The organism is Cobetia sp. 3AK, assembly GCF_029846335.1.
In the GTDB taxonomy this organism is placed as follows: Bacteria; Pseudomonadota; Gammaproteobacteria; order Pseudomonadales; family Halomonadaceae; genus Cobetia; species Cobetia marina.
Map to the genome: position 1 here is coordinate 375,807 of NZ_JARWKR010000003.1, position 20,221 is coordinate 396,027.

At 64.7% G+C, this 20,221-nt stretch carries 17 protein-coding genes; 6 read left to right on the plus strand and 11 right to left on the minus strand.

Annotation, left to right across the window (positions count from 1 at the left end; translation table 11 throughout):
• Positions 1-42: 42 nt before the first annotated feature.
• On the minus strand, positions 43-2,448 hold the full coding sequence (locus QD228_RS06380; RefSeq protein WP_279874818.1) for a GNAT family N-acetyltransferase: 2,406 nt from the start codon (positions 2,446-2,448) through the stop codon (positions 43-45).
• Between the two features lie 248 nt (positions 2,449-2,696).
• Here QD228_RS06380 and QD228_RS06385 point away from each other — a divergent pair, with 248 nt between their 5' ends.
• The 4 genes from QD228_RS06385 to QD228_RS06400 all read left to right on the plus strand — a co-directional run bounded on the left by QD228_RS06385 (position 2,697) and on the right by QD228_RS06400 (position 6,400).
• Complete coding sequence (locus tag QD228_RS06385; protein ID WP_077378625.1) at positions 2,697-3,257, plus strand: iron transporter; 561 nt, start codon at positions 2,697-2,699, stop codon at positions 3,255-3,257.
• A gap of 223 nt (positions 3,258-3,480) precedes the next feature.
• Positions 3,481-3,855, plus strand: coding sequence for a cupredoxin domain-containing protein (locus QD228_RS06390; protein WP_279874819.1), 375 nt, complete (start codon positions 3,481-3,483; stop codon positions 3,853-3,855).
• A 123-nt stretch (positions 3,856-3,978) separates the two neighbouring features.
• Positions 3,979-4,839, plus strand: a complete 861-nt coding sequence (locus QD228_RS06395) for an FTR1 family protein (protein ID WP_077378619.1) — start codon at positions 3,979-3,981, stop codon at positions 4,837-4,839.
• A 43-nt stretch (positions 4,840-4,882) separates the two neighbouring features.
• On the plus strand, positions 4,883-6,400 hold the full coding sequence (locus QD228_RS06400) for a 4Fe-4S binding protein (protein WP_279874820.1): 1,518 nt from the start codon (positions 4,883-4,885) through the stop codon (positions 6,398-6,400).
• Between the two features lie 93 nt (positions 6,401-6,493).
• Here the strand turns inward: QD228_RS06400 and QD228_RS06405 are convergent, their stop codons facing one another.
• A complete protein-coding gene (locus QD228_RS06405) occupies positions 6,494-8,068 on the minus strand; it encodes a DHA2 family efflux MFS transporter permease subunit (RefSeq protein ID WP_077378613.1) in 1,575 nt (524 codons plus the stop codon).
• Between the two features lie 2 nt (positions 8,069-8,070).
• Positions 8,071-9,234 (minus strand): HlyD family secretion protein, encoded by a 1,164-nt coding sequence (locus tag QD228_RS06410; protein WP_279874821.1) that lies wholly within the window; start codon positions 9,232-9,234, stop codon positions 8,071-8,073.
• Positions 9,235-9,467: 233 nt separating this feature from the next.
• Here QD228_RS06410 and QD228_RS06415 point away from each other — a divergent pair, with 233 nt between their 5' ends.
• On the plus strand, positions 9,468-10,136 hold the full coding sequence (locus QD228_RS06415) for a TetR/AcrR family transcriptional regulator (protein WP_077378608.1): 669 nt from the start codon (positions 9,468-9,470) through the stop codon (positions 10,134-10,136).
• A gap of 113 nt (positions 10,137-10,249) precedes the next feature.
• Here the strand turns inward: QD228_RS06415 and QD228_RS06420 are convergent, their stop codons facing one another.
• The 8 genes from QD228_RS06420 to QD228_RS06455 all read right to left on the minus strand — a co-directional run bounded on the left by QD228_RS06420 (position 10,250) and on the right by QD228_RS06455 (position 19,336).
• On the minus strand, positions 10,250-11,230 hold the full coding sequence (locus tag QD228_RS06420) for an ABC transporter substrate-binding protein (RefSeq protein ID WP_279874822.1): 981 nt from the start codon (positions 11,228-11,230) through the stop codon (positions 10,250-10,252).
• A 51-nt stretch (positions 11,231-11,281) separates the two neighbouring features.
• Complete coding sequence (locus QD228_RS06425) at positions 11,282-11,896, minus strand: HD domain-containing protein (protein ID WP_271302433.1); 615 nt, start codon at positions 11,894-11,896, stop codon at positions 11,282-11,284.
• A 20-nt stretch (positions 11,897-11,916) separates the two neighbouring features.
• Positions 11,917-13,047 (minus strand): TauD/TfdA family dioxygenase, encoded by a 1,131-nt coding sequence (locus QD228_RS06430; protein ID WP_279874844.1) that lies wholly within the window; start codon positions 13,045-13,047, stop codon positions 11,917-11,919.
• A 315-nt stretch (positions 13,048-13,362) separates the two neighbouring features.
• A complete protein-coding gene (locus QD228_RS06435; protein ID WP_077378599.1) occupies positions 13,363-13,962 on the minus strand; it encodes a hypothetical protein in 600 nt (199 codons plus the stop codon).
• Positions 13,963-14,115: 153 nt separating this feature from the next.
• Entirely contained in the window at positions 14,116-15,465 is a 1,350-nt protein-coding gene (locus tag QD228_RS06440) for a TRAP transporter large permease subunit (RefSeq protein WP_077378596.1), read from the minus strand.
• On the minus strand, positions 15,455-16,201 hold the full coding sequence (locus QD228_RS06445) for a TRAP transporter small permease subunit (protein WP_279874823.1): 747 nt from the start codon (positions 16,199-16,201) through the stop codon (positions 15,455-15,457). The genes QD228_RS06440 and QD228_RS06445 overlap by 11 nt, the downstream gene beginning before the upstream one ends.
• The gene (locus tag QD228_RS06450) at positions 16,198-17,334 is read right to left on the minus strand and encodes a TRAP transporter substrate-binding protein (RefSeq protein WP_240704291.1); all 1,137 of its coding nucleotides are present in this window, start codon (positions 17,332-17,334) and stop codon (positions 16,198-16,200) included. Before QD228_RS06450 ends, QD228_RS06445 begins: the two co-directional genes overlap by 4 nt.
• Before the next feature lie 451 nt (positions 17,335-17,785).
• Entirely contained in the window at positions 17,786-19,336 is a 1,551-nt protein-coding gene (locus tag QD228_RS06455) for a sigma 54-interacting transcriptional regulator (protein ID WP_279874824.1), read from the minus strand.
• Between the two features lie 247 nt (positions 19,337-19,583).
• Between QD228_RS06455 and QD228_RS06460 the strand changes: the two genes are divergently transcribed.
• Positions 19,584-20,207 carry a hypothetical protein gene (locus QD228_RS06460; RefSeq protein WP_279874825.1) on the plus strand — a complete coding sequence of 208 codons (624 nt, stop codon included), beginning with the start codon at positions 19,584-19,586 and terminating at the stop codon, positions 20,205-20,207.
• Positions 20,208-20,221: the final 14 nt, after the last annotated feature.

The window sequence follows — 20,221 nt, forward strand, 5'->3', positions numbered from 1 at the left end:
ATTCCCGACATGCCGGGACCGATCGGCATCCCCGGCCTCTGATCAATGATCGCCGCCAGGCAGGGCACCGTGCGCATCGACGAGACGCCCTGCCGCCGCACGACACCAGCGATCACGCGCCTTGCGCCCCACGATGCCCTGACGCTCGGCCCAGTCGATGAAGGCTGGTGCATCCTGGCCGGCCAGGGCCAGTGCGAGCCCGTGACGCGCGGCCTCATCCAGTCCGGATGAGCCGACGCACTGCTCATCCGGGGAGCCGTGGGCTTTCAGCGCGGCCTGCAGCCACGGCCGCACCAGGGCAAGACCTCCGCCACCGCGCAGATACCAGTCAAGTCGTTGCGGCCAGCCTTGAGCCGGTTGACAGCCCTGAGCCGGTTGACCGCCCAGGGCGAGCCGCGATGCCAGCACGTCAGGCAGCCCGGCCAGCTCATGCGCCAGCAGGCTCGGCAGCAGATGCTGAAAGTCCTGATGCAGCGCCTCGAGCAAGGTATCTCCCGGCGAGGCCTCGCCTGCGCCATCGCATGATTCCCCCGTCGCCTTGCCCATCATCACCGCATGCTCGCCACTGGCCGCATCGCGCTTGAGCCCCATGCGCAGTGGCATGAAGCCCTGGGACAGCCAGAAGTCCACCAGCCCCGCCTCGGCCCCGAAACTGGTGCCGAGACGAGTGACACCCGCCAGCCGTGCCTGCTGCTCCAGCGCATTGAGCAAGCGCGCCCCCTGCCCACGCCGCCACAGTGCGGGATGTATCGCGATGCGCAGAATCCGCCACCAGCGCGTCTCGGCGGCCGCCTGATGACCGGCATGCGCCGCCAGAGACTGCGCCAGCAGATGCCCGCGCGGCCGCCGCTGACCTCGCCAGATATCCTCTGCCAGCGGAGCAGGAAACCCGCCCTCCTCGACGGCCGCCACGACGCCCAGCCATGCCGGCTTGCCACTGGCGATCTCCTGATGGCGAATCGCCAGCAGCCTGAGCCCCGGGGTATCCAGCAGCTGCCGCAGGTCCGCCGGCGTGGTGCGGTAATGCGCCTGCACCAGCAGGCCGAACAGCGACTCCAGCATCGCTTCATCGCGTGCCAGAGCGTCCCGATCCAGCACGACGACCTCACTGCCGGCCAGCCATCGCTCGACATCGCTGCGATCCTCCATGACCGGCGCCAGCGTTGATGGCGGTGCCGAGAGCAACAACAGATCATCGGTCAGCGCCTCCAGCGGATCACCGGACGCCCAGCGGACAGGCGTGGTCATCTCAAGCGCCTGCCAGCCGGGGCATTGACGCTCGAGATGCTGGCGGAAACGCAGCTGGAACCCTCGCCCGGTACCTTCATAGCCATGGACGGTGGTGGCGAAGGCGATGCGCGGAAAATGCGCCAGAGACGCCTTGAGCAACGGGGTGGGGATGGCGGCCGCTTCATCGACGAACAAGCGAGGCAGCGGCCCCTCCGGGCAGGCAAGGCGGGCGGCGGTGATGGCGTCCGGTGCCAGGAAACGCAGCTCGCTCGCAACCTCCGCTCCATCAGCTGTCCACCCGCCTTGCGCAGGGTGCGCTGCCGGCACGCAAAGCCGAAAGGCATTGCCCTCGCGGCGCCCCCGCGGCAGCAGCGCTGCCAGACGCGCGAAGACCGCGGCCACCGCCGCCGGCCGTGGCGCCGTCAGCCAGACACTTTCCCCCGCTGCCAGACAGCGTGCCGCGGCGATGCCCAGCGCGGCACTCTTGCCGCGGCCACGATCGGCACTGATCACCACCGGCTGGTTCGGGCGGAGTGCCGCCAGCGCGGCCACCACCTCGGCCTGATCCGACGTCAGGCAATCAGGGTCCGTGACCTCACCGACACGGGTCGCTGCCTCCCCGGCGGGTGGCAGCGCCGGTAACGGTTCGCCCTGCGGCCAGTGCAGTACGCTGGCATCCGCCTGGAGACGCCGTGCCAGCCGCGCCAGATAGCGCGCCGCAAGCTGCTCACGCGCGAACGGCCAGTGCGCCAGACGCGCGTAGTCGCCATCCGGCGCTGGCGCTGGCTCGGCGTCGGCCCAGGCAGCAGGCGTCACCAGCACCAGCAGTCCTCCCGCCATCAGAGTGCCGGCCACGGCCCCGAAGGCATCGGGATCAAGACCACTCTGCGGATGTGCGGCATCGAAGACGACCAATGCCTGCTCGCCGCCCAGCTGAGTGGCAGCCTTGGCCATCGCCAGCGAGCGCACGTGTGTCCCGCCCGGCGTCGTGATCGCCTCTCCGGCCCCCAGCCACAGCGGAGCAGACTCACGCGCTGGCCACAGATCACAGATCGCCAGCGCAGCAGCGCAGGGAACACCGCTCGTGCCCTCTCTGCCGCTGATCCACAGACAGGCGCGCTGATGCCGCGCGAGCAGGCGCTCATGCAGTGTCCGGCACCAGGCATCGATGGCGGGAGGGTCCAATGGGGCGGGGTAACGTGAAGAAGTCGTCATCATGGCGCGCAGCATGCCGCATGGTGACGTGGCAGACCAGACATGGTGCTGGAATCCTCATGACGGGAGGCCAGGGGCCAGTCACGCCGGGCAGCCCTCTCTCTCAACGTCCTTTTATTTAAGTAATATCTCATATTTAAAAACACCCCGTTGCAAGATAGGCAACGCAGGCGGCGCAAGAATGAGAATGGTTATATTTATGCCTATCAGGATAATGAAGCTCCACTTCCCATTATTGCGAGCCATCCCCGATGCCACAGCGTCATTTCGTCACCACTACTCTGCCCCGCGCGCTCAAGCCTGCCCTGCTCGCCCTGAGCCTGGCGGCACCGTTCGTGGCGGGCCAGGCCTCGGCACTGGAATACCCGATCGGCACTCCGGTCAAGGAAGGCGGCATGGAAATCGCGGCCGTCTATCTGCAGCCAGTGGTGATGGCCCCGGCCGGCAAGCTGCCGGCCAATCAGGCCGACATCCATCTGGAAGCCGATATCCACGCACTGATGGAAAACGACAACGGCTTCGCGCCGGGCGACTGGATTCCCTATCTGGGCATTCACTACACCCTGACCAAGCAGGGCAGTGATACCCCGATCGAAGGCGATCTGGTACCGATGATCGCCAACGACGGCACCCACTATGGCAAGAACGTCAAGCTGGATGGCCCGGGCAAGTACCACCTGACCTTCGACATCCAGCACCCGGACATGCCGCGTCACATCGACAAGGAAACCGGTGTCGCCGAGTGGCCGGACACCATCACCACCGATTACGACTTCGTGTATGCCGGTGTCGGCAAGAAAGGCGGCTACTGAGCACCAGCCTCTGCACGTGGCGGACATGACGGCGCCATCTCGTATCCGCCGGCATGTCCGCCCGCTGTCTCCAATGGCCGCCTGTGCTGAAAAGCGCTCGCGGCCATTGGTCGCTCTGCCGGCAACCCTCCATCCCTGGCACCTGGCGCCCGCGAGTGCCACGTCCGAATGACTCTCCCTCGTGCCTCTGCCGAGTGCCTACCCCACTATCCCGGAGCCCATCATGCGCCTTCCTCGTCGTCGCTCTGCCCGGCAGTCCGTCGCTGCGCTGCTGCCGACCCTCGCTCTGCTGCTGGCGGTACTGCTGCCGCGCGTGACGCTGGCCAGCGACATGCCGTCCTATGACCTGACGCTCACCAACGGCAAGCTCAGTCCCGAGGTGCTCAAGGTCAAGTCCGGCGAGAAATTCGTCATCCAGCTGCACAACGCGGGCAACACGCCCGCCGAATTCGAGAGCAATTCGCTGCGCAAGGAGAAGGTGCTGGCCCCGGGCGTGAAATCCTTCGTGGTGATCCACCCCTTGCGTGCCGGCAGCTACGACTACTTCGATGACTTCCACCTGCCGGATGCCCGCGGCAAGGTCGTCGCAGAAGACTGAGGCACAGGCACATGTCCGCCGTCACTTGCCTCGTCCCCTGCCGCGCCTGCCACCTCTTCCCTGTCAGGGCACGAACGGCATTGCCGATTCCTCACCCTGCCCGCTGTCCCCGAGAGTCCCGCCATGTTTGATCAGGTTCTGTTTATCGTCTGGCGCGAAAGCGTCGAAGCCATTCTCGTCATCGGCATCATGCATGCCTGGCTGGTGCAGTCGGGCACGCGCGCCGGGCTGCGCTACCTGTGGGGTGGGGTCGTTGCCGGTCTGGTGCTGGCCGGACTGATGGGCGCGGCCCTGATGGGCGCCAACACCTGGCTGACCGGCACCGCCCAGGAAGTCTTCCAGGCGGCGCTGGTATTGATCGCCTGCCTGCTGATCACCCAGATGGTGCTCTGGATGCGGACCAAGGGCCGGACTCTCAAGGCAGAACTCGAGAGCGGCCTGGCCGAGGCCGTCTCCTCCGGCAGCTACTGGGGGGTCGCGGTACTGGTCGCCATCGCCGTGGCACGTGAAGGTGCGGAAACCGTCGTCTTCCTCTACGGCATGGGCGCCGCCAGCCTGCAGTCCGGTGGCATCGGCAGCTTCTCTCTCGCGGCCTTCATCGGTTTCGCGCTGGCAGTGGCGACCTTCATGGCCCTGCAGCTGGGTTCGCGCCTGTTCTCCTGGAAGCTGTTCTTCCGCGTCACGGAAGTCCTGCTGCTGCTGCTGGCCGCGTCATTGTTGATGTCAGGGCTTGAGCAGCTCATCGGCCTGGGCTATCTGCCGGCCGGTCTCGACCCGCTGTGGGATTCCAGCTGGCTGCTCGATGATGGCAGCGGTCTCGGTGGCCTGCTGGCGACCTTCGCCGGCTATCGCGCCTGGCCCGCCACCACCATGGTGCTGGGCTATGCCCTCTACTGGGTCATCGTCATCACTCTGATGAAGCGCCAGCGCAAGGTGGAGCGCAAGGATCAGCGCAAGCAGCTCACCGCCCGCGCGCGCAGCTGATGCCCGTCCCGCGCACTGCCCAGTGAGAGAAGAGGAAGCGTTCATGGCCCATTGCAGTACACACTCCGCACGCCCCGACGCACGGGCGGACATCATCGCCAGTGACGCCGGAGCCGGCGCCTCCCGAGCCACGCGTATCGCGCGTTTCGGCCAGGCGATGCAACAGCGGCGCGGCCTGATCCAGCTGATCCAGTGGCTGGTGGTGGGCATCTACGCCTTCCTGCTGGTGGTGCCGGCATTGCTGCCGCTGCCCGACTATCAGGCGCACATCCTCACCAATCTGACGGTGTTCGCCGAATTCGTGTTCTGGGGGCTGTGGTGGCCCTTCGTGCTGATCAGCATGGTGCTGATGGGCCGGGTGTGGTGCGGGGTCTTCTGCCCCGAGGGTACCCTGACGGAGGCCGCCAGCCGCATCGGGCTCGGCCGGCCGATTCCGGGCTGGATGCGCTGGGGAGGCTGGCCCTTCGTGGCCTTCCTGGGCACCACGCTCTACGGTCAGCTGGCCAGCGTCTATCAGTACCCGCTGGGCGCGCTGGTGGTACTGGGCGGCTCGACGGTGGCGGCGATCGTGGTCGGGCTGATCTACGGCAAGGGCACCCGCGTCTGGTGCCGTCAGCTATGCCCGGTGAATGGCGTCTTCAATCTGCTGGCGCGCCTCTCGCCGACCCACTTCCGTACCGACCAGGCGCGCTGGCACGCCCACAACCGCGCCGTGCGCCAGGGCAATGCCGTGCGTATGCGTACGCATGCGCCTGACTGCGCGCCATTGATTCCGCTCAAGCAGCTCGACAGTGCCGGCGACTGCCATGTCTGCGGGCGCTGCAGTGGCTACAAGGACGCGATGCAGCTGGAATGGCGGTCGCCGGGCGTGGAGCTGGTCGAGCCGCCGCAGCCGGTGCGTTTCACCCACTACTCGGTGCTGGTGTTCGGCCTGCTCGGCATCGCCATCGGCGCCTTCAGCTGGAGCGCCAGCCCGTGGTTCGTCGCGCTCAAGCAGCAGCTGGCCGTCTGGCTGATCGAGCATGATCTGATGTGGCCGCTGACCACCACCCTGCCCACCTGGATCCTGACCAACTATCCCGAGCACAACGATGTCTTCAATCTGCTCGATGGCAGTCTGATCACGCTGTGGATCGTGGTGGGCGGCGGTCTGCTGGGCGCACTCACCAGCCTGCCGCTCTTGCTTGGCAACTGGCTGATGGGGGGCAAGGCGACGCTGTCACGCCTGTGGCATCTCTCGCTGAGCCTGATTCCGCTGGGCGGGCTCGGCGTGTTCCTCGGCCTCTCCGCCACCACCATGACGCTGCTGCGCGGTGACGGCATCAACCTCACCTGGGCCAATGATCTTCGCGCCGTGCTGCTGGCACTGGCCTGCCTGTGGGGCCTGCGACTGGCCTGGCGCATCACTGGCGAGCTGCACAATGGCGAGCAACACAATGGCGAGCAGCGCAACGGTGGACGGCTCGCCGGCAACGCCGCGCGACTGGTCGGCACGACAAGCGTCGCACTGGCCTGCCTGCCCGCGCTGGGGGTCTGGTACCTGATGTTCTGGGGCTGGTGAGACGCTGTCACCCGAAGGCTGAAACGACAAGACCCGCCATCAAGGCGGGTCTTTTGGTTGGCCGGGGCGGCGGTGACGCCACGGGACGCCACGCTAGTGAGCGCCGCCTTCGTCACTGCCCTCGCTCTCCGGGCGACGGAAGGCGATCACCACGACACTGCCCACCACATAGACCGCGCCCAGCCACAGGAAGATATTGTCGAAGGCCAGCACCTCGGCCTGAAGACTGATGCGCTGCGCGATCATCGCGACGCCCGCCTGCCAGGGGTCGGTCAGGCCCGAGAAGGTCACCTGATAGCTGGCCAGCTGGTCGATCACCACCTGGCGGCTCTGGTCGATGGAGCCGATCAGCTGGTTCCAGTGGTAGTCCTCCCGCCAGTCGCGCACGGTATCGATCAGCGCCAGACCCACCGCGCCGCCCAGGTTGCGCATCACGTTGAACAGGCCACTGCCGTTGCCCAGTTCGTGGGGCGCCAGTCGTCCCATCGCCAGGCGTGACACCGACAGCAGCACCAGAATCTGGCCCACGCCACGGATGACCTGCGGCCAGAAGAACTCGTTGTATCCCGAGCCCGACGTCAGATGGGCATTCATGCCGGTGCCGACACCGGTCAGCACCAGACCGATGAACATCATCAGGCGCAGATCGATGAGATCGGAGAGCTTTCCCGACAGCGGTGCCATCAGGAACATCGCCACGCCCGCCACGAACATCACCTCGCCGATCTGCAGGCTCGAGAAGCCACGCACGCTGCCGAGGAACAGCGGCACCAGATAGACCAGCCCGTAGAGCACCACGCCCAGCCAGAAGCCGACCAGCGCGCCGAGCGCGAAGTTGCGATTCTTGAACACGCGCAGATCCACGATGGGGTTGTCAGCACTCAGCACGCGCCAGAAGAAGCCCACGCAGCTCAGCGCACAGACGATGGCCCACAGCAGGATGGGGGTGCTGGCGAACCAGTCATCTCCCGGCCCCTCCTCCAGCACGTATTCGAGGCTGCCGAGAAACACCGCCATCAACGACAGTCCCAGCGTGTCCAGACGCTTGAGCAGTCCGCGATCACCGCTGTCGATCTCCAGATTGCGCCACACCAGACTGGCCACGAGGATGCCCGGCAGCAGATTGGCCAGAAACAGCCAGTGCCAGCTGAAATACTCGGTCAGATAGCCACCGACGGTGGGACCGATGGACGGCGCCATGGTCGCCACCAGGCCGATCACCGCCTGAATGGTGCCCATCTTGCGTCGCGGGAAGATCGAGAAGCTCACGGCCTGGGTCAGCGGAATCATCGCCCCGCCCATGAAGCCCTGGACCGCACGCAGCACGATCAGCGCCTCAAGCGAGGTGGACAATGCACAGCCCAGACTCGCCAGCGTGAACCCCAGCGCCGAGACGGTCAGTACCACGCGGGTCGAGAAGATGCGCGCCAGCATGCCCGAGAGCGGAATCATCACGATCTCGGCGATCAGATAGCTGGTCTGGATCCAGGAGACCTGCTCGGGACTGGCCGCCAGGCCCGCCTGGATCTCATTGAGCGAGCTGGCGACGATCTGGATATCCAGGATCGCCATGAACATGCCGAACACCGCCGCGATGAAGCCGATCTGCTGACGGCGCGACGGCATGTCACTGGCAGCCCCTGCCGGGGCTGCGGTTGCCTCGGCCATGCTCACTGCGCTCCGTGTTCGGCGGTGGCCGCGACATCGGAGGCGACCTGCACGCTATCAGGTGCCATGACTGGCGCGGTGACAGCCGCAGTGACAGGCGCGGTGACACTGGCCGCATAGGTGCCGGTCTCCGGCAGCTCACGGGTGTCGATGGACGGCACGACCGACAGCCCCGCCCGCAGGCGTGGCAATGCCGCCTCCGGGCCGGTCAGGCGGATACGCACCGGCACGCGCTGGACGATCTTGTTGAAGTTGCCGGTGGCATTGTCCGTCGGCAGCAGGCTGAACTCGGTGCCGGTCGCCGGCGCGAGGCTGTCCACCACCCCCTCGAACTCGATGTCCGGATAGGCATCCACCTCAAGGTGGACCGGCTGCCCGACTCGCATGCGCTCGGTCTGGGTTTCCTTGTAGTTGGCCACCACGTAGGCGCTTTCCACCGGCACCAGCTGCATCAGGGTCAGCGAGGCGCTGGCCATGGTGCCGACCTCGACACTGCGATTGCCGACCACGCCGTTCTGGGGCGCACGAATCGAGGTCTTCTCCAGCTGGTGGCGCGCGTAGGCGAGATCCGCCGCCGCTGACACCACTTCGGCGCGGGCCGAGTCCAGCTGTGCCTTGTAGACCTCGAGTTGCTGACGCGCGGAGACCAGCGACGCCTGCTGCTGCGCCACGCTGGCCTCGGCGGTGCGCAGGGTCACCTGATCATCTTCAAGGGACTGCCGCGAGGCGTAGCTGCGGCTCTCCAGACTTCTTGAGCGCTTGAGATGCAGCGCGGCCTGATCGCGCTCGGCCTTGGCCGAGGCCAGGGCCGCCTTGGCCTCATCGATCTTCGCGCTCTGCAGATCCAGCTGACGCTCGGCCTGGACTTCCCCGGTGCGCGCCTTGTCGAGTGCGGCGCTCGCCTGATCCAGGTTGGCCCTGGCATCCCCATCGTCCAGCTGAACCAGCAACTGCCCTTTCTTCACCGGCTGGTTGTCATGCACCAGCATGCGCGTCACACGCGCGGTGACCTCGGAACGCACCGGCACGCTGTCGGTCCGCACATAGGCATTGTCGGTCTCCTGCATGAAGCGCCCGACCTGCCACCACTCGACTCCCATCACGCCACCCACGATCACGCCCGCCACCACGAGGAGCGCCACTGCGCCCTTGCCTGCCTTGTTCATACGGCGACTCTCTGTTGCTGCCTGTCAGTGCCAGGCAGGGAAACCGTCTGACGGTGGCCGGCCTCGATGACGCAACGCCTGCGCTCGGGACTGCCATCTTGCACCGCCACTAAGTGTAATGAATACTACACTTCATTGAGCCACCCCCGACAGCGTCAACCGACAGCGTGCCTCGTTCGCAATATCGCAACCCTGACGGCGTCAGTCGGCCCCTTTCACCAGAGGACACAGACATGACGGACTCCCCTTCCTCGCAGAGTGCTCCGGACACCGCCACATCCCGCACCTCGCCGCGCGGGGAAGCCCGCCGCAGGCGCCAGCGGGAAGTCGCCAGAGAACACTTCCTGCAAAATGGCTACGCCGCGACCAGCATCAACGAGATCGCACGGGAGGCCGGCGGATCACTGACGACGCTTTATCGGAATTTCGGCAACAAGGAGGGGCTGTTCCTCGCCGTGATGCAGCAGGAAGCACAGTCGGTATGGTCGGTGATGGATCACGAAGTCAATGAGGCACGTCGCGTCGACGAGGCCCTGGAACACTTCGGGATGGCGATGCTGACACTGGCCCTCGAACCACAGCTGATCCGGCTGTTTCGTGGCCTCGCCTTCGAGAGCGGCCGCAACCCGCAGCTCGGCAAGCTCTTCCTCGACAATGGCCCCAAGCTGACGCGCCAGCGGCTGGCTGGCTACCTGTCACGACAGGTGGCGGAGGGCCACTTGCCAGGCTCCGGCCTCGGGCAGGAACCGCTGGCCGCCGCCAACCTGCTGACCGGCATGCTGCTCAACCCGCTGCATGTCGATGCCCTGCTGGGCAGCTTCCCCGAACCGGCCGACCCGGAAAGCCTGCGACCACACGTCAGGCGCTGCGTGCGCGTCTTCATCGCGGGTTTCGGGGCCTGAACACTGGGCCCCTGACAGCAAGACGCCGAGTCGACTGACTCGGCGTCTTCGTATGCAGGAGAAGTGGAGCGCGGGAAGCGATCAATGACCGCCATCGCGGTAGGGAGGCTGCGTCAGTCTTGCAGGCTGGCGCTCACGGCAGCGACGGCATCTTCGCCATCGCGGGTCGTCACGCCGGCAAGAAACTCCGCCAGACGCTCCGGGTGGGCGACGAGCCAGTCGTGCGCCACCTCATCGAGGTCACGCTCGTTCAGGCTGTAGTCGAGGATGAAGGCGCTCTGTTCATCGGAGCTGAAGACCAGCTGATCGAGGAAGCGCGTCAGGTTGGGATTGGCCTCGGCGTAGGCGGTCCGCACGACGGTCTTGACGTCACTGGCGCCGTTGTCAGGACCGAAGACCGATTCCGGGTCTTCCAGAATATGGGTGTCGAATTCCGGCACCATCCAGTGCGGCGTCCAGCCGTAGAAGGCGATCCAGCGTTGCTCGCGCTCGGCGGCGCGCACTTCACTGAGCATCCCCGGTGTCGAGGATTCCATCGCATCCCAGTCACCCAGCCCATAGACATCGTCGTCGATGGCGCCGTTGAGCATGTCGCTGATGGTGGAGCCGCTTTCGATGGAGTAGATGGTCTCATCGAATTCATCGGCGTGGGCGGCCAGATCCGCCGCGCTGTGGATACCCGCGTCATAGACATAGCCCGGCACCGCGAAGCCCATCCGGGCACCGGTGACGTTGTTGCCGAGATCCGTGATCGCGCCGGCCGCCATGGCCGCGTCGTAGCTGTCCTTCTGGGCCGGCAGCCAGCCGGCGAGGAAGGCATCACTGTCGCCGGTGGTCAGCGTGTTGTAACCGACGGTGGAGCTGACTTCCTGCCGCTCCACGTCATAGCCCATCGGGGCGAGAATCTGGGCGACGATCTCGCTCTTGACGCTGACACCGGGCCAGGGCGGCACGATGAGCGTCAAGGCGTCGTCCGTGTCCTGGGCAGAAGCCGCCAGCGGCGCCGTACTGAGCAGCAGTGCACCGAGCGTGAGAAGTCCGCGGCGGGTGCCGCGCAACGGGGAAGAGGTCAGGCAGGTCAGGGGTCGCTTCATCTTGTCGTTCCTTGTCAGCACCGGTCGCGCCGGGCCTTGTTATAGGGAGTGTCAAGCGGGGTCTTGCATGCCTTGCGCGACTGCAGCCGATGGCGCTGCCACCAGTTTCGGCAGGCCGCCAAAGGGCTCACGCCCCATCACGCGCGCAAGCATCGGGAGGAAATGCGCAAGCGGCAGGGTGTCGTATTCGGGGTCGAAGCTGGTCTGGTCCCACTCGTCACAGAAGCGCACGGTGCGCTCATAGGCAGGGTGGTGGGCGTAGGCATCACGTGCATGGCGGTCCTGGCCGAAGAATTCCCGGTAGTGATAGCCCTGGAACAGCTCGTGATGGCGAATCATCCAGACATTGAGCGGATCGATGAACGGTTCGAGGATACCCGCGGCGATCTCGGCATGATTGGCCGGTGCGAGATCATCGCCGATGTCGTGCAACAGCGCGCAGACCACCATCTCCTCATCGGCGCCGGCACGCAAGGCGCGGGTCGCCGTCTGCAGGCAGTGCTCGTAGCGATCCACCGGATAGCCATGGTGATCTCCTTGGAGGCAGCCCAGGTGGGCGATCACGCGCCGACAGGCATCGGACTGATACTCCCGGAAGTGCGCATCGATCAGCGCCCATTCGGCATGCGTGCTTTCCGCGAAGCTGCGAAAGCGCGCCTGGGTCATCGGGACGGTATCTTGCTGACTCATGCGGTGGCCTCCTCCTTGTTGTCCGGCTGACCGCTGAGCTGATCGGCAAGCTGATCGGCCAGCAGCAGGCGGCGGCTGGCCGTGGAGTCGCGATCCACATAGCCCTGACGCATATGGCGGATGCCGCCTTCCAGCTGGAAGGCACTGCGACCATGGAACAGCCGGTAGTTGTCCATGATCAGCATCTGGCCCGGCGCCAGCTTGAGGTGCAGCGTGAAGTCGTCACCGGCAATCAGGCGGTAGAACGCCTGACGGGCCGCGTAGTAACGGCGCAGGGTCGCGCTCGGCAACGCCGGCACCCGCTCGGTACGATTGGAGAAGCGCACACGGGCCACCTGCCCCCGACTGTCCAGCTCGATCAGCGGGCCTTCGCTCTCCAGCCGCGTGGTGGCATCGTGATAGCGGAATCCGGGGCTGACCTCGGTCAGGCAGGCAAAGGCCTCGGGGTCTTCACGACGCAGATGCTCCGCCGCGCTGAACCCGTCCACCAGCGTACTGTCACCCCCCAGGGCGGCATTGCGCAGGCAGTGCAGCCAGATATAGCCGGGAATCGGATCGCGATAGGGGTTGTCGGTATGCGGCTCCAGCCCGCGCTGGGTCATGGTGAGGTCGTAGGCGTTGGCGACGGATTTCACGTCGGCGATGCCGCCCCAGTTGGTGCGTCGCAGCGGTCCGATGCGATGGATCAGGCTCTGCATGCCATCTTCGTGATCCGGCACGCCACTGACCCGCACGAAGCCGAAGCGCTGCAACTGCTCGAGCATGTCCAGCAAGGCCGCGTCATCGTCCAGTGCTGCCGCGAAGTCAGCCTCGGGCAGCTGGGCGAGATCCCCCTTCCAGAACGTCATGCCCTGGTAGGCCTGTGGCGCGCGACACTCCGCCAGCAGGGCCGACGACGAGACACTCACCGCGTGGCCGTCGCTGAAGGCCAGCGACAGCGTATCGCCGTCGAGCTGCGCCTCGCTCAGGCGCAGATCCAGCGGCAGATCCGCCGCCTCGATCAGGCGCTGACCGGTCAGGGAATCGAGAGTCGCGTCATCAGGACTCCGCTCGCGCAGCCAGAGCGCCTCGAGGGTCAGATCACCCTCGGGGTGGCTCAGCTGCAGTTGTCGTCCGGAGTCTGTCAGGCAGACGGAAAGGGGGGCGCTGGGCACTCGATGTTCTCCACGGCTGGGGAGCGGCACGCTTGTTTTCCCTGGCAGGTGCCTGCTCTCGGGGGCGGGTCCGACTGGAATCTCTTCTACCTTAAGCCCCTACCGTCGAAGTGGTTTGAGGAAATTGGACATAGATTTGATGTAATTGGCCATATGTCGGACCAGCGAACGCGGCGCATCCGCGGAAACGAATCGGCAAGGCTTGGGAAGGAATGGCAGGCAGGCCCGGCAGCCATCGTGCGCCGGGGGTACGACAAGAGAACGAGGGCCGGGAGCCCCCATTCGATATCAGTCGGTCAGGTGCAGGACCTGACCGTTGAGCGCGCGCCCGGCACCACCGGCCAGGAAGCGCGCGCACTCCGCCACGGCATCCGGTCGGCTGCCCTCGGGACACAGCAGATTGGCGCGCACCCTGTCGGGGGCACGCAGCGCGAGGCGCTGGATCAACTCACCCAGCGCCGCCTGCGCCATGGCAGTGCCATGATGCTCCTGCGAGGGCAGCGGTGAGGACAGCGGCGGCGCGACGGCCAGCAGGCGTCCACCGTGGCGCAACATGCGTGCACAGGCCGCCTTGAGCAAGGCGCCGGGCCCGGCGACCTGCGCGACCAGACACGCCTCCAGCGACTGCCCGGCCACGGCCTGCGGCGGCATGCAGACCAGCACGTCGAGACGGCCGAGACGCGCCACCAGCACCTCGAAACAGCCCTCGCCCACCACCTGACCGAAGCGATCCGACTGCTCGCCGCCCAGCGCGTCCAGCACGCGCTCGAGATCCGTCTGCGCGGTGCTCATCAGGGCGATGATGGCACCATCTTCCAGGAAGGTGCGCGCCATGGCTTCCAGCCATTCCCCCTGCCCCGCAATCAATACCCTGCGTCGTGGCAGCATCTCGTTCTCCCTGATGGATCGCTCTGCCGATCACGGCGGATCTGTGGCACATCACCTCCCTGTGATGCCCCTCGCGCTGCTGCCCCCTCCCCCGGCGTGGCGGTGGCACGGTGCCGATGTCACGCCCGCACTCTGCCCGCCCCCTGCCCGCACTCAGGGCATCAGCCCCGGCAACCACAGCACCAGCGCGGGGAACAGCATGCACAGGATCAACCCCGCTAGCTGCAGGCCGACGAAGGGCAGAATCGAGCGATAGATGGTGCCGATGGACACCTGCCCGGCGGTGATGCCCTTGAGATAGAACAATGCGTAGCCGAAGGGGGGGGTCAGGAAACTCGTCTGCAGGTTGATGGCGACCAGAATCGCGAACCATACCAGCAGCCCCTGGCCGGACAGCCCGAGCCCGAAGTCCAGCGCCTCGACCACCGGCGCCACCAGCGGCAGCACAACGAAGCTGATCTCGATCCACTCGAGGAAGAAGCCGAGCACGAAGATCAGTCCCATCAGCAGCAACAGCAGGCCGTAGGGACCCAGGCCGGTGCCGGTGATGACATCCTCGATCAGATAGTCGCCGCCCAGCCGCTTGAAGACCACCGAGAAGCAGGTCGCGCCGATGACGACGAACAGGATCATCGCGCTGGTCCGCGAGGTATCGCGCAGCGTGTTGCGCAGGGTGTCGAAGGACAGCCCGCCCATCACCAGCGCCAGCAGCAGACTGCCGCCCGCGCCGATGGCCGCGGCCTCGGTGGGCGTGGCGATACCGGTCATGATCGAGCCCAGCACCGCGACGATCAGCACCATCGGGCCGAGCAGATCCCGCAGCAGCGCCAGCGGCAGCGGTGTCTTGTCGGTACCGAGCAGCGACTGGTCCGGCAGCGGTGCCCAGTCCGGGCGCAGCTTGGCGGTGATCAGCAGATAGGCCACGTAGAGCGCGCCGAGCATCAGCCCCGGAATCAGCGCCGCCTTGAACAGTGCCCCCACCGAGATCTGCAGGATGGAGCCCATCAGCACCAGCATGATCGAGGGCGGAATCAGGATGCCCAGGGTGCCGGAGGCCGCGATGACCCCACAGGCCATCTCGGCCTTGTAGCCCTGCCCCAGCATCACCGGCAGCGCCAGCAGGCCCAGCATGACCACCGAGGCACCGATGATGCCGGTACTGGCGGCCATCACCACGCCCAATAGCGCCACCGAGACGGCCAGACCGCCATGCACGCGGCCGAACAGGCGCTGCAACGTCATCAGCAGATTGCGCGCCACCCCGGAGCTTTCCAGCATCAGTCCCATGAACACGAACAGCGGAATCGCGATCAGCAGCCAGTTCTCGATCACCCCGCCGAAGATGCGCGAGCCGACGGTGCCGAGAAACGGCAGCGGAATGTCGCCGATGAAGGCGAACAGGATACCCAGCCCGCCGAGCAGGAAGGCTACCGGGTAGCCGGAGAAGATACCGATCAGAAGTGCCACCACCATGGTGATGGGCAAGGCGTATTCAGCGAGCATCGTCATGGCTCCCGTCTGCTTGATCCTTGGGTGCCGTCGTGCCGGCCGTCTCGTGTGCAGCGGTGTCCTGCGTCTTGCTTGACTGAGGTGCAAGGCCGGCAAGACTGGCAATCTCGTGGTCCTTCAGGCGCTCAGGAGTGCGCGCCGGGTCGAACAGGCAGGCCAGATTCTCGAAGATCTGCCCAAGTGCGCCGAGGGCGAGAAACACCAGCCCCGTCGGCAGCATCGCCTTGATCAGATACCGGTCCACCAGCCCGCCATAGTTGGACTTCTCGCCGGACATGTAGGACATGGTGACGAAGTGCTTGGACAGCCAGGCGATCAGCAGGCAGAAGGGAATCAGCATGATGAGGTGGCCGAGGATATCGACCACGGCGCGCCCACGCGGCGAGAGGCGCTGGTAGAACAGATCGACCCGCACATGCGTGTCGCTGTGCAAGGCATAGGTGCCACCGAACAGCGTCAGCAGGCCGAACAGATGCCATTGAAGCTCGGTGACGGAATTGATGGTGATCGCGGTGCCGAACAGCAGCACGTCAGGCGACCCCCAGTTGGCGATTTCATTGATGCCCAGGGCGTTGAGCGTGACGGTGGTGAGCACGGCCAGGATGATCGCCAGACCCAACCAACTGGTCAGGCGACCCACCCATAGCCCCAGGCCGACCAGCGGTCGGCCCAGGGCGTCACACACCGCCCCGCCCTGTGCCCGCCAGGGCGCAAGGCGGGGGTCGGTCATTGGGCGCTACCCTCCTCAGCGTCACCGGCCTGCTTCATGGCCATCGGCTGCGGCATGGCCTGCAGCTCGTACCATTCGTCGATCAATGCGGCATGCTTCATCAGCGAATCGTAGGCCTTGGCGAAGTCAGGATTGGTCTGCTTCTCTTCTTCCAGCACTTCCCCCCATGCCTTCTGCAGCGCGGTCATCACCGGTTCCGGGAAGCGCTTGACCTCGACACCCTTCTCCTCGAGCTCATGGATCGCACGTACCTGAGCCGGCGGCGCTTCGGCCATCGCCCACTGCAGGGTCGCGCGGCAGGCGGTCTGGAACTGCGCCTTGCGCTGGTCACTGTAGCTGTCCCACACCTGCTGGTTGATCAACAGCGAGAACCAGCTGGCGCTCTGGTGCCAACCCGGGAAGTAGTAGTACTTGGCGACTTCATTGAAGCCCATCGCCTGATCGACCTGCGGCACCGAGAACTCGGTGGCATCGACACGGCCACGCTCCAGCGCGAGATAGATCTCGCTGCCCGGTACCAGCTGGGTGGAGGCGCCCAGCTTGTTGAGCACCTTGGCGCCGAGGCCCGAGATGCGCATCGACAGGCCCTTGAAGTCATCCGGCGAGTTGATTTCCTTGTTGTACCAGCCGCCCGTCTCCTGCGGGGAGATGAAGCACGGCAGCACCTTCACGCCGTAGGGGTCATAGGCAGCCTGGATCAGCTCGGTGCCCTCACCGGCCCACATCCATGACATGAAGGCTTCCGGGCTCGGGCCGAACGGCAGCGCACCGTAGAGGTTGGTGATCGGCACCGTGCCGGCCCAATAGCCCATCCAGTCCCAACCGGCCTGGATCGCGCCGGAAGAGACGGAGTTGAAGACTTCGAAGGCCGGCACCAGATCGCCCGGCTCATGCACGCGCAGACCGACTTCACCGCCGGTGGCGCTCTTGAGTTCCTCGGACAGACGCACGGCCCCGGCGCCCAGGAAGTTCTTGGTCGAGAAGGTACTGGCGACGTCGAGCTGCTTCGGCCCTTCCGCCTGAGCAGGTGCGGCGGCCATCAAGGTGGTGGTGGCGACGGCCGCCGCGATGGCGGCTCCGAGGCGCAGGCGACGAGTCGGCGTCGTGTGACGCGGCGTGGCGTGATGCAACATGGCACGGCTCCCTGATTTGTTGTTGTACTGGCTGGTCGTACGGCTCGATGCTTTCTGGCGATAAGGCACGCAACAAGCTGACGCTTACGTCAACTTACCCATTGACAACGCAAGCGCCTGACCACGCCACAACAATTCCAATGATTTCAGAGAGCTACGAGAGCCAATCACGCACGAGTAGCCACACGATGTCCTCGATGCCGCCATCCATGCTCGGCAGTGTCCGGAAAACCGGACACGCGGGTCGCCAAGGCTGCGACCAAGGTCGCGCGCTGACATGAATTCGGTCTACGACTCCAGTCGAATATGCCGATAGTGGAAGGCAGACCCCATGCGGGCAGGCACGGCGTGGGGTGGCAAGATACGCAAAGCGTCCGGAATTCCGGTCATTGACCGAATTTCCGGACGCTTTGACCCCTCGTCTGTGGCGGGAAGGTGAAACCACTCTCGATCAGGGCGTTTCGGCCAACAGGCCATGACGGTTGAGCTTCTCGTAGAGCGAGGACTTGGCGATGCCGAGCTGACGGGCGGCGCGGGTGCGATTGCCATTGGCGGCAGACAGGGCGGCCTCAATCAGGCGTCGCTCGGTCTGCGCCATCGCCTCCCGTAGCGAGCCGGTTGCCACTGGCGTGTCGGAAGCAGCAAGCACGGCTGAATCCGAGGGGGGTGTGGATAATTCAGTTCGGCGGGCATCGCCATGCCGGGCACCGATGGCATCCGGCAGATCGGTCGGCTGGATATGGCTGCCGCCCAGGTAGAAGGCGGCTTCGAGGACGTTTTCCAGCTCGCGCACGTTGCCGGGCCAGTGATGGGCACACAGGCGCTCCAACGCGGTCTCGGAGAGTATCGGCGGACGACGGCCACTACGACGCGCCAGACGTGACAGCAGATGCGTGGCCAGGGTCGGCAGGTCATCACGGCGCTCGCGCAGCGGCGGCACCTGCAGTGGCACCACGTTGATGCGATAGAAGAGGTCTTCGCGGAATTCGCCGCTCTCGACCAGCGCCTCCAGCGGGCGGTGCGTGGCGGCGATGACTCGTACATCGACGGTGACCAGGCGTGTCGCGCCGACCGCCTCGACTTCACGGTCCTGCAGCACGCGCAGCAACTTGGCCTGCATCGCCAGCGGCATGTCACCAACCTCATCGAGAAACAGCGTGCCACCATCCGCGAGCTGGAACTTGCCGGGCTTGCCGCCTCGCCTCGCGCCGGTGAACGCGCCTTCCTCATAGCCGAACAGCTCCGCCTCCAGCAGCGCTTCGGGAATCGCCGCGCAGTTGAGCTTGATGAAGGGCCCCTTGGCACGCGCCGAGCTGCGATGCAGCGCATGAGCATACAGCTCCTTGCCAGTACCGGACTCGCCACGGATCAATACCGAGGCGCCGCCGGGGGCGATCTTGCGTACCTTGCTGGCCAGCTCCCGCATGGCGGGCGAATCCCCGATGATGTCACTCAACTGCCAGCGCGCGCCGTTGGGGGTTTCCAGCGCCTGACGGTAGTAGTCCACCTCCGCTTCCAGCGCCTGGACCTGAGCATTCACCTGCCGCCATTCCCAGGTGTCGTGATAGAGCACCGAGCCGATGGCGCCGATCAGCTCGCCATCACGGAAGATGGGGTAACGGTGGGCAATCATGTGGTGGCCACGAATCAACTGCAGCTGGGCCAGCTCCGCGCGGCCGCTTTCCAGCACCTCATGCATGCGGGTGTTCTCGATCACCTCGCTGACATCGCGCCCCAGCACCTCGCTGGCCTCCACCCCGAGAAACTCGGCATAGGGGGCGTTCAGAAACTGGATACCGCCCTGGGCATCCACCACCACCACCCACTCCTCCACCGCATCCATCGCGGCTCGCAGCAACTCGCGACGCGCCCGCTCGACATGAATCGAGGTGGCAGGTGAATCGTTGCGCAGCGGGGCAGCCGCCTTCGCTCCACCCGCCGCGCCTGACACTGGCATCTGCTGAGCCATCACCGACTCTCCCTTGGCGTGTCCGATCATCATGGGGGGCCGTCATGCCGCCACCGACACCCGCCGGATCTGATTGTTGTGCGCTGCGCCATCACCCGCAGCCAGCGTCCGGAAAACCGGACACCACCTACAGCATCGGCCTACCGCCGCCAAGGATCAATGTAGCCAGTGGTCGTAGATAGCAATTATTTGATTGGAAAAATTCTATATTTTTATATTAGCACCTACACTACTATAAGAAATAGAAACTAAAACCCCAATACGCTTACGCAGGGCTAAAATGAAAGACAAATTCCAAGAATCGTTGATCATATTAAGCGTCCTAAAACACACAATGGAAAAAGACTATGCTGTCTTACAGCGCTATCACGATGACTATGACCTGAGATTTTCCATAACAAACAAAATGCTGATTGATATCAGCTCTTTTTTAAACGAATGGAAAAGGTTCAAAAAATACTCAAGAGATATCCCAGAGATTAGAGACACAATGAAAGTCGTCCGACCTGCAATTGCAAGATTGAAGAAGTGGAATGGAATTGAAGGTATGAGAAACACAATGCTTGCTCACGGCTACAGAGATGACAATAACTCAGGTCGAATAACATGCATCAATGAAAGGTACTTTAATGCAAAAGTACCAAAGACATCGCTTGAAATAATGCTACTCACTCAATACTGCATCCATATTTCAGCTATATTTATCTTTAAGCACGGAGATAGAGAACCTATCGAAGACCAAGTACAACAAAATAACCACACCGAGATTGAAGGAGGAATAACGACTTCAGAAGAACTTAAGACGGAGTTTATCAGTTTCTGTGAAAACGCATTGAAAATAGACCCTAGTCTAAAAGGCCTACTTACAGAATATTTAGAATCAACACAAAAAAGCCAAGGTTAAGCATCACTCAACCT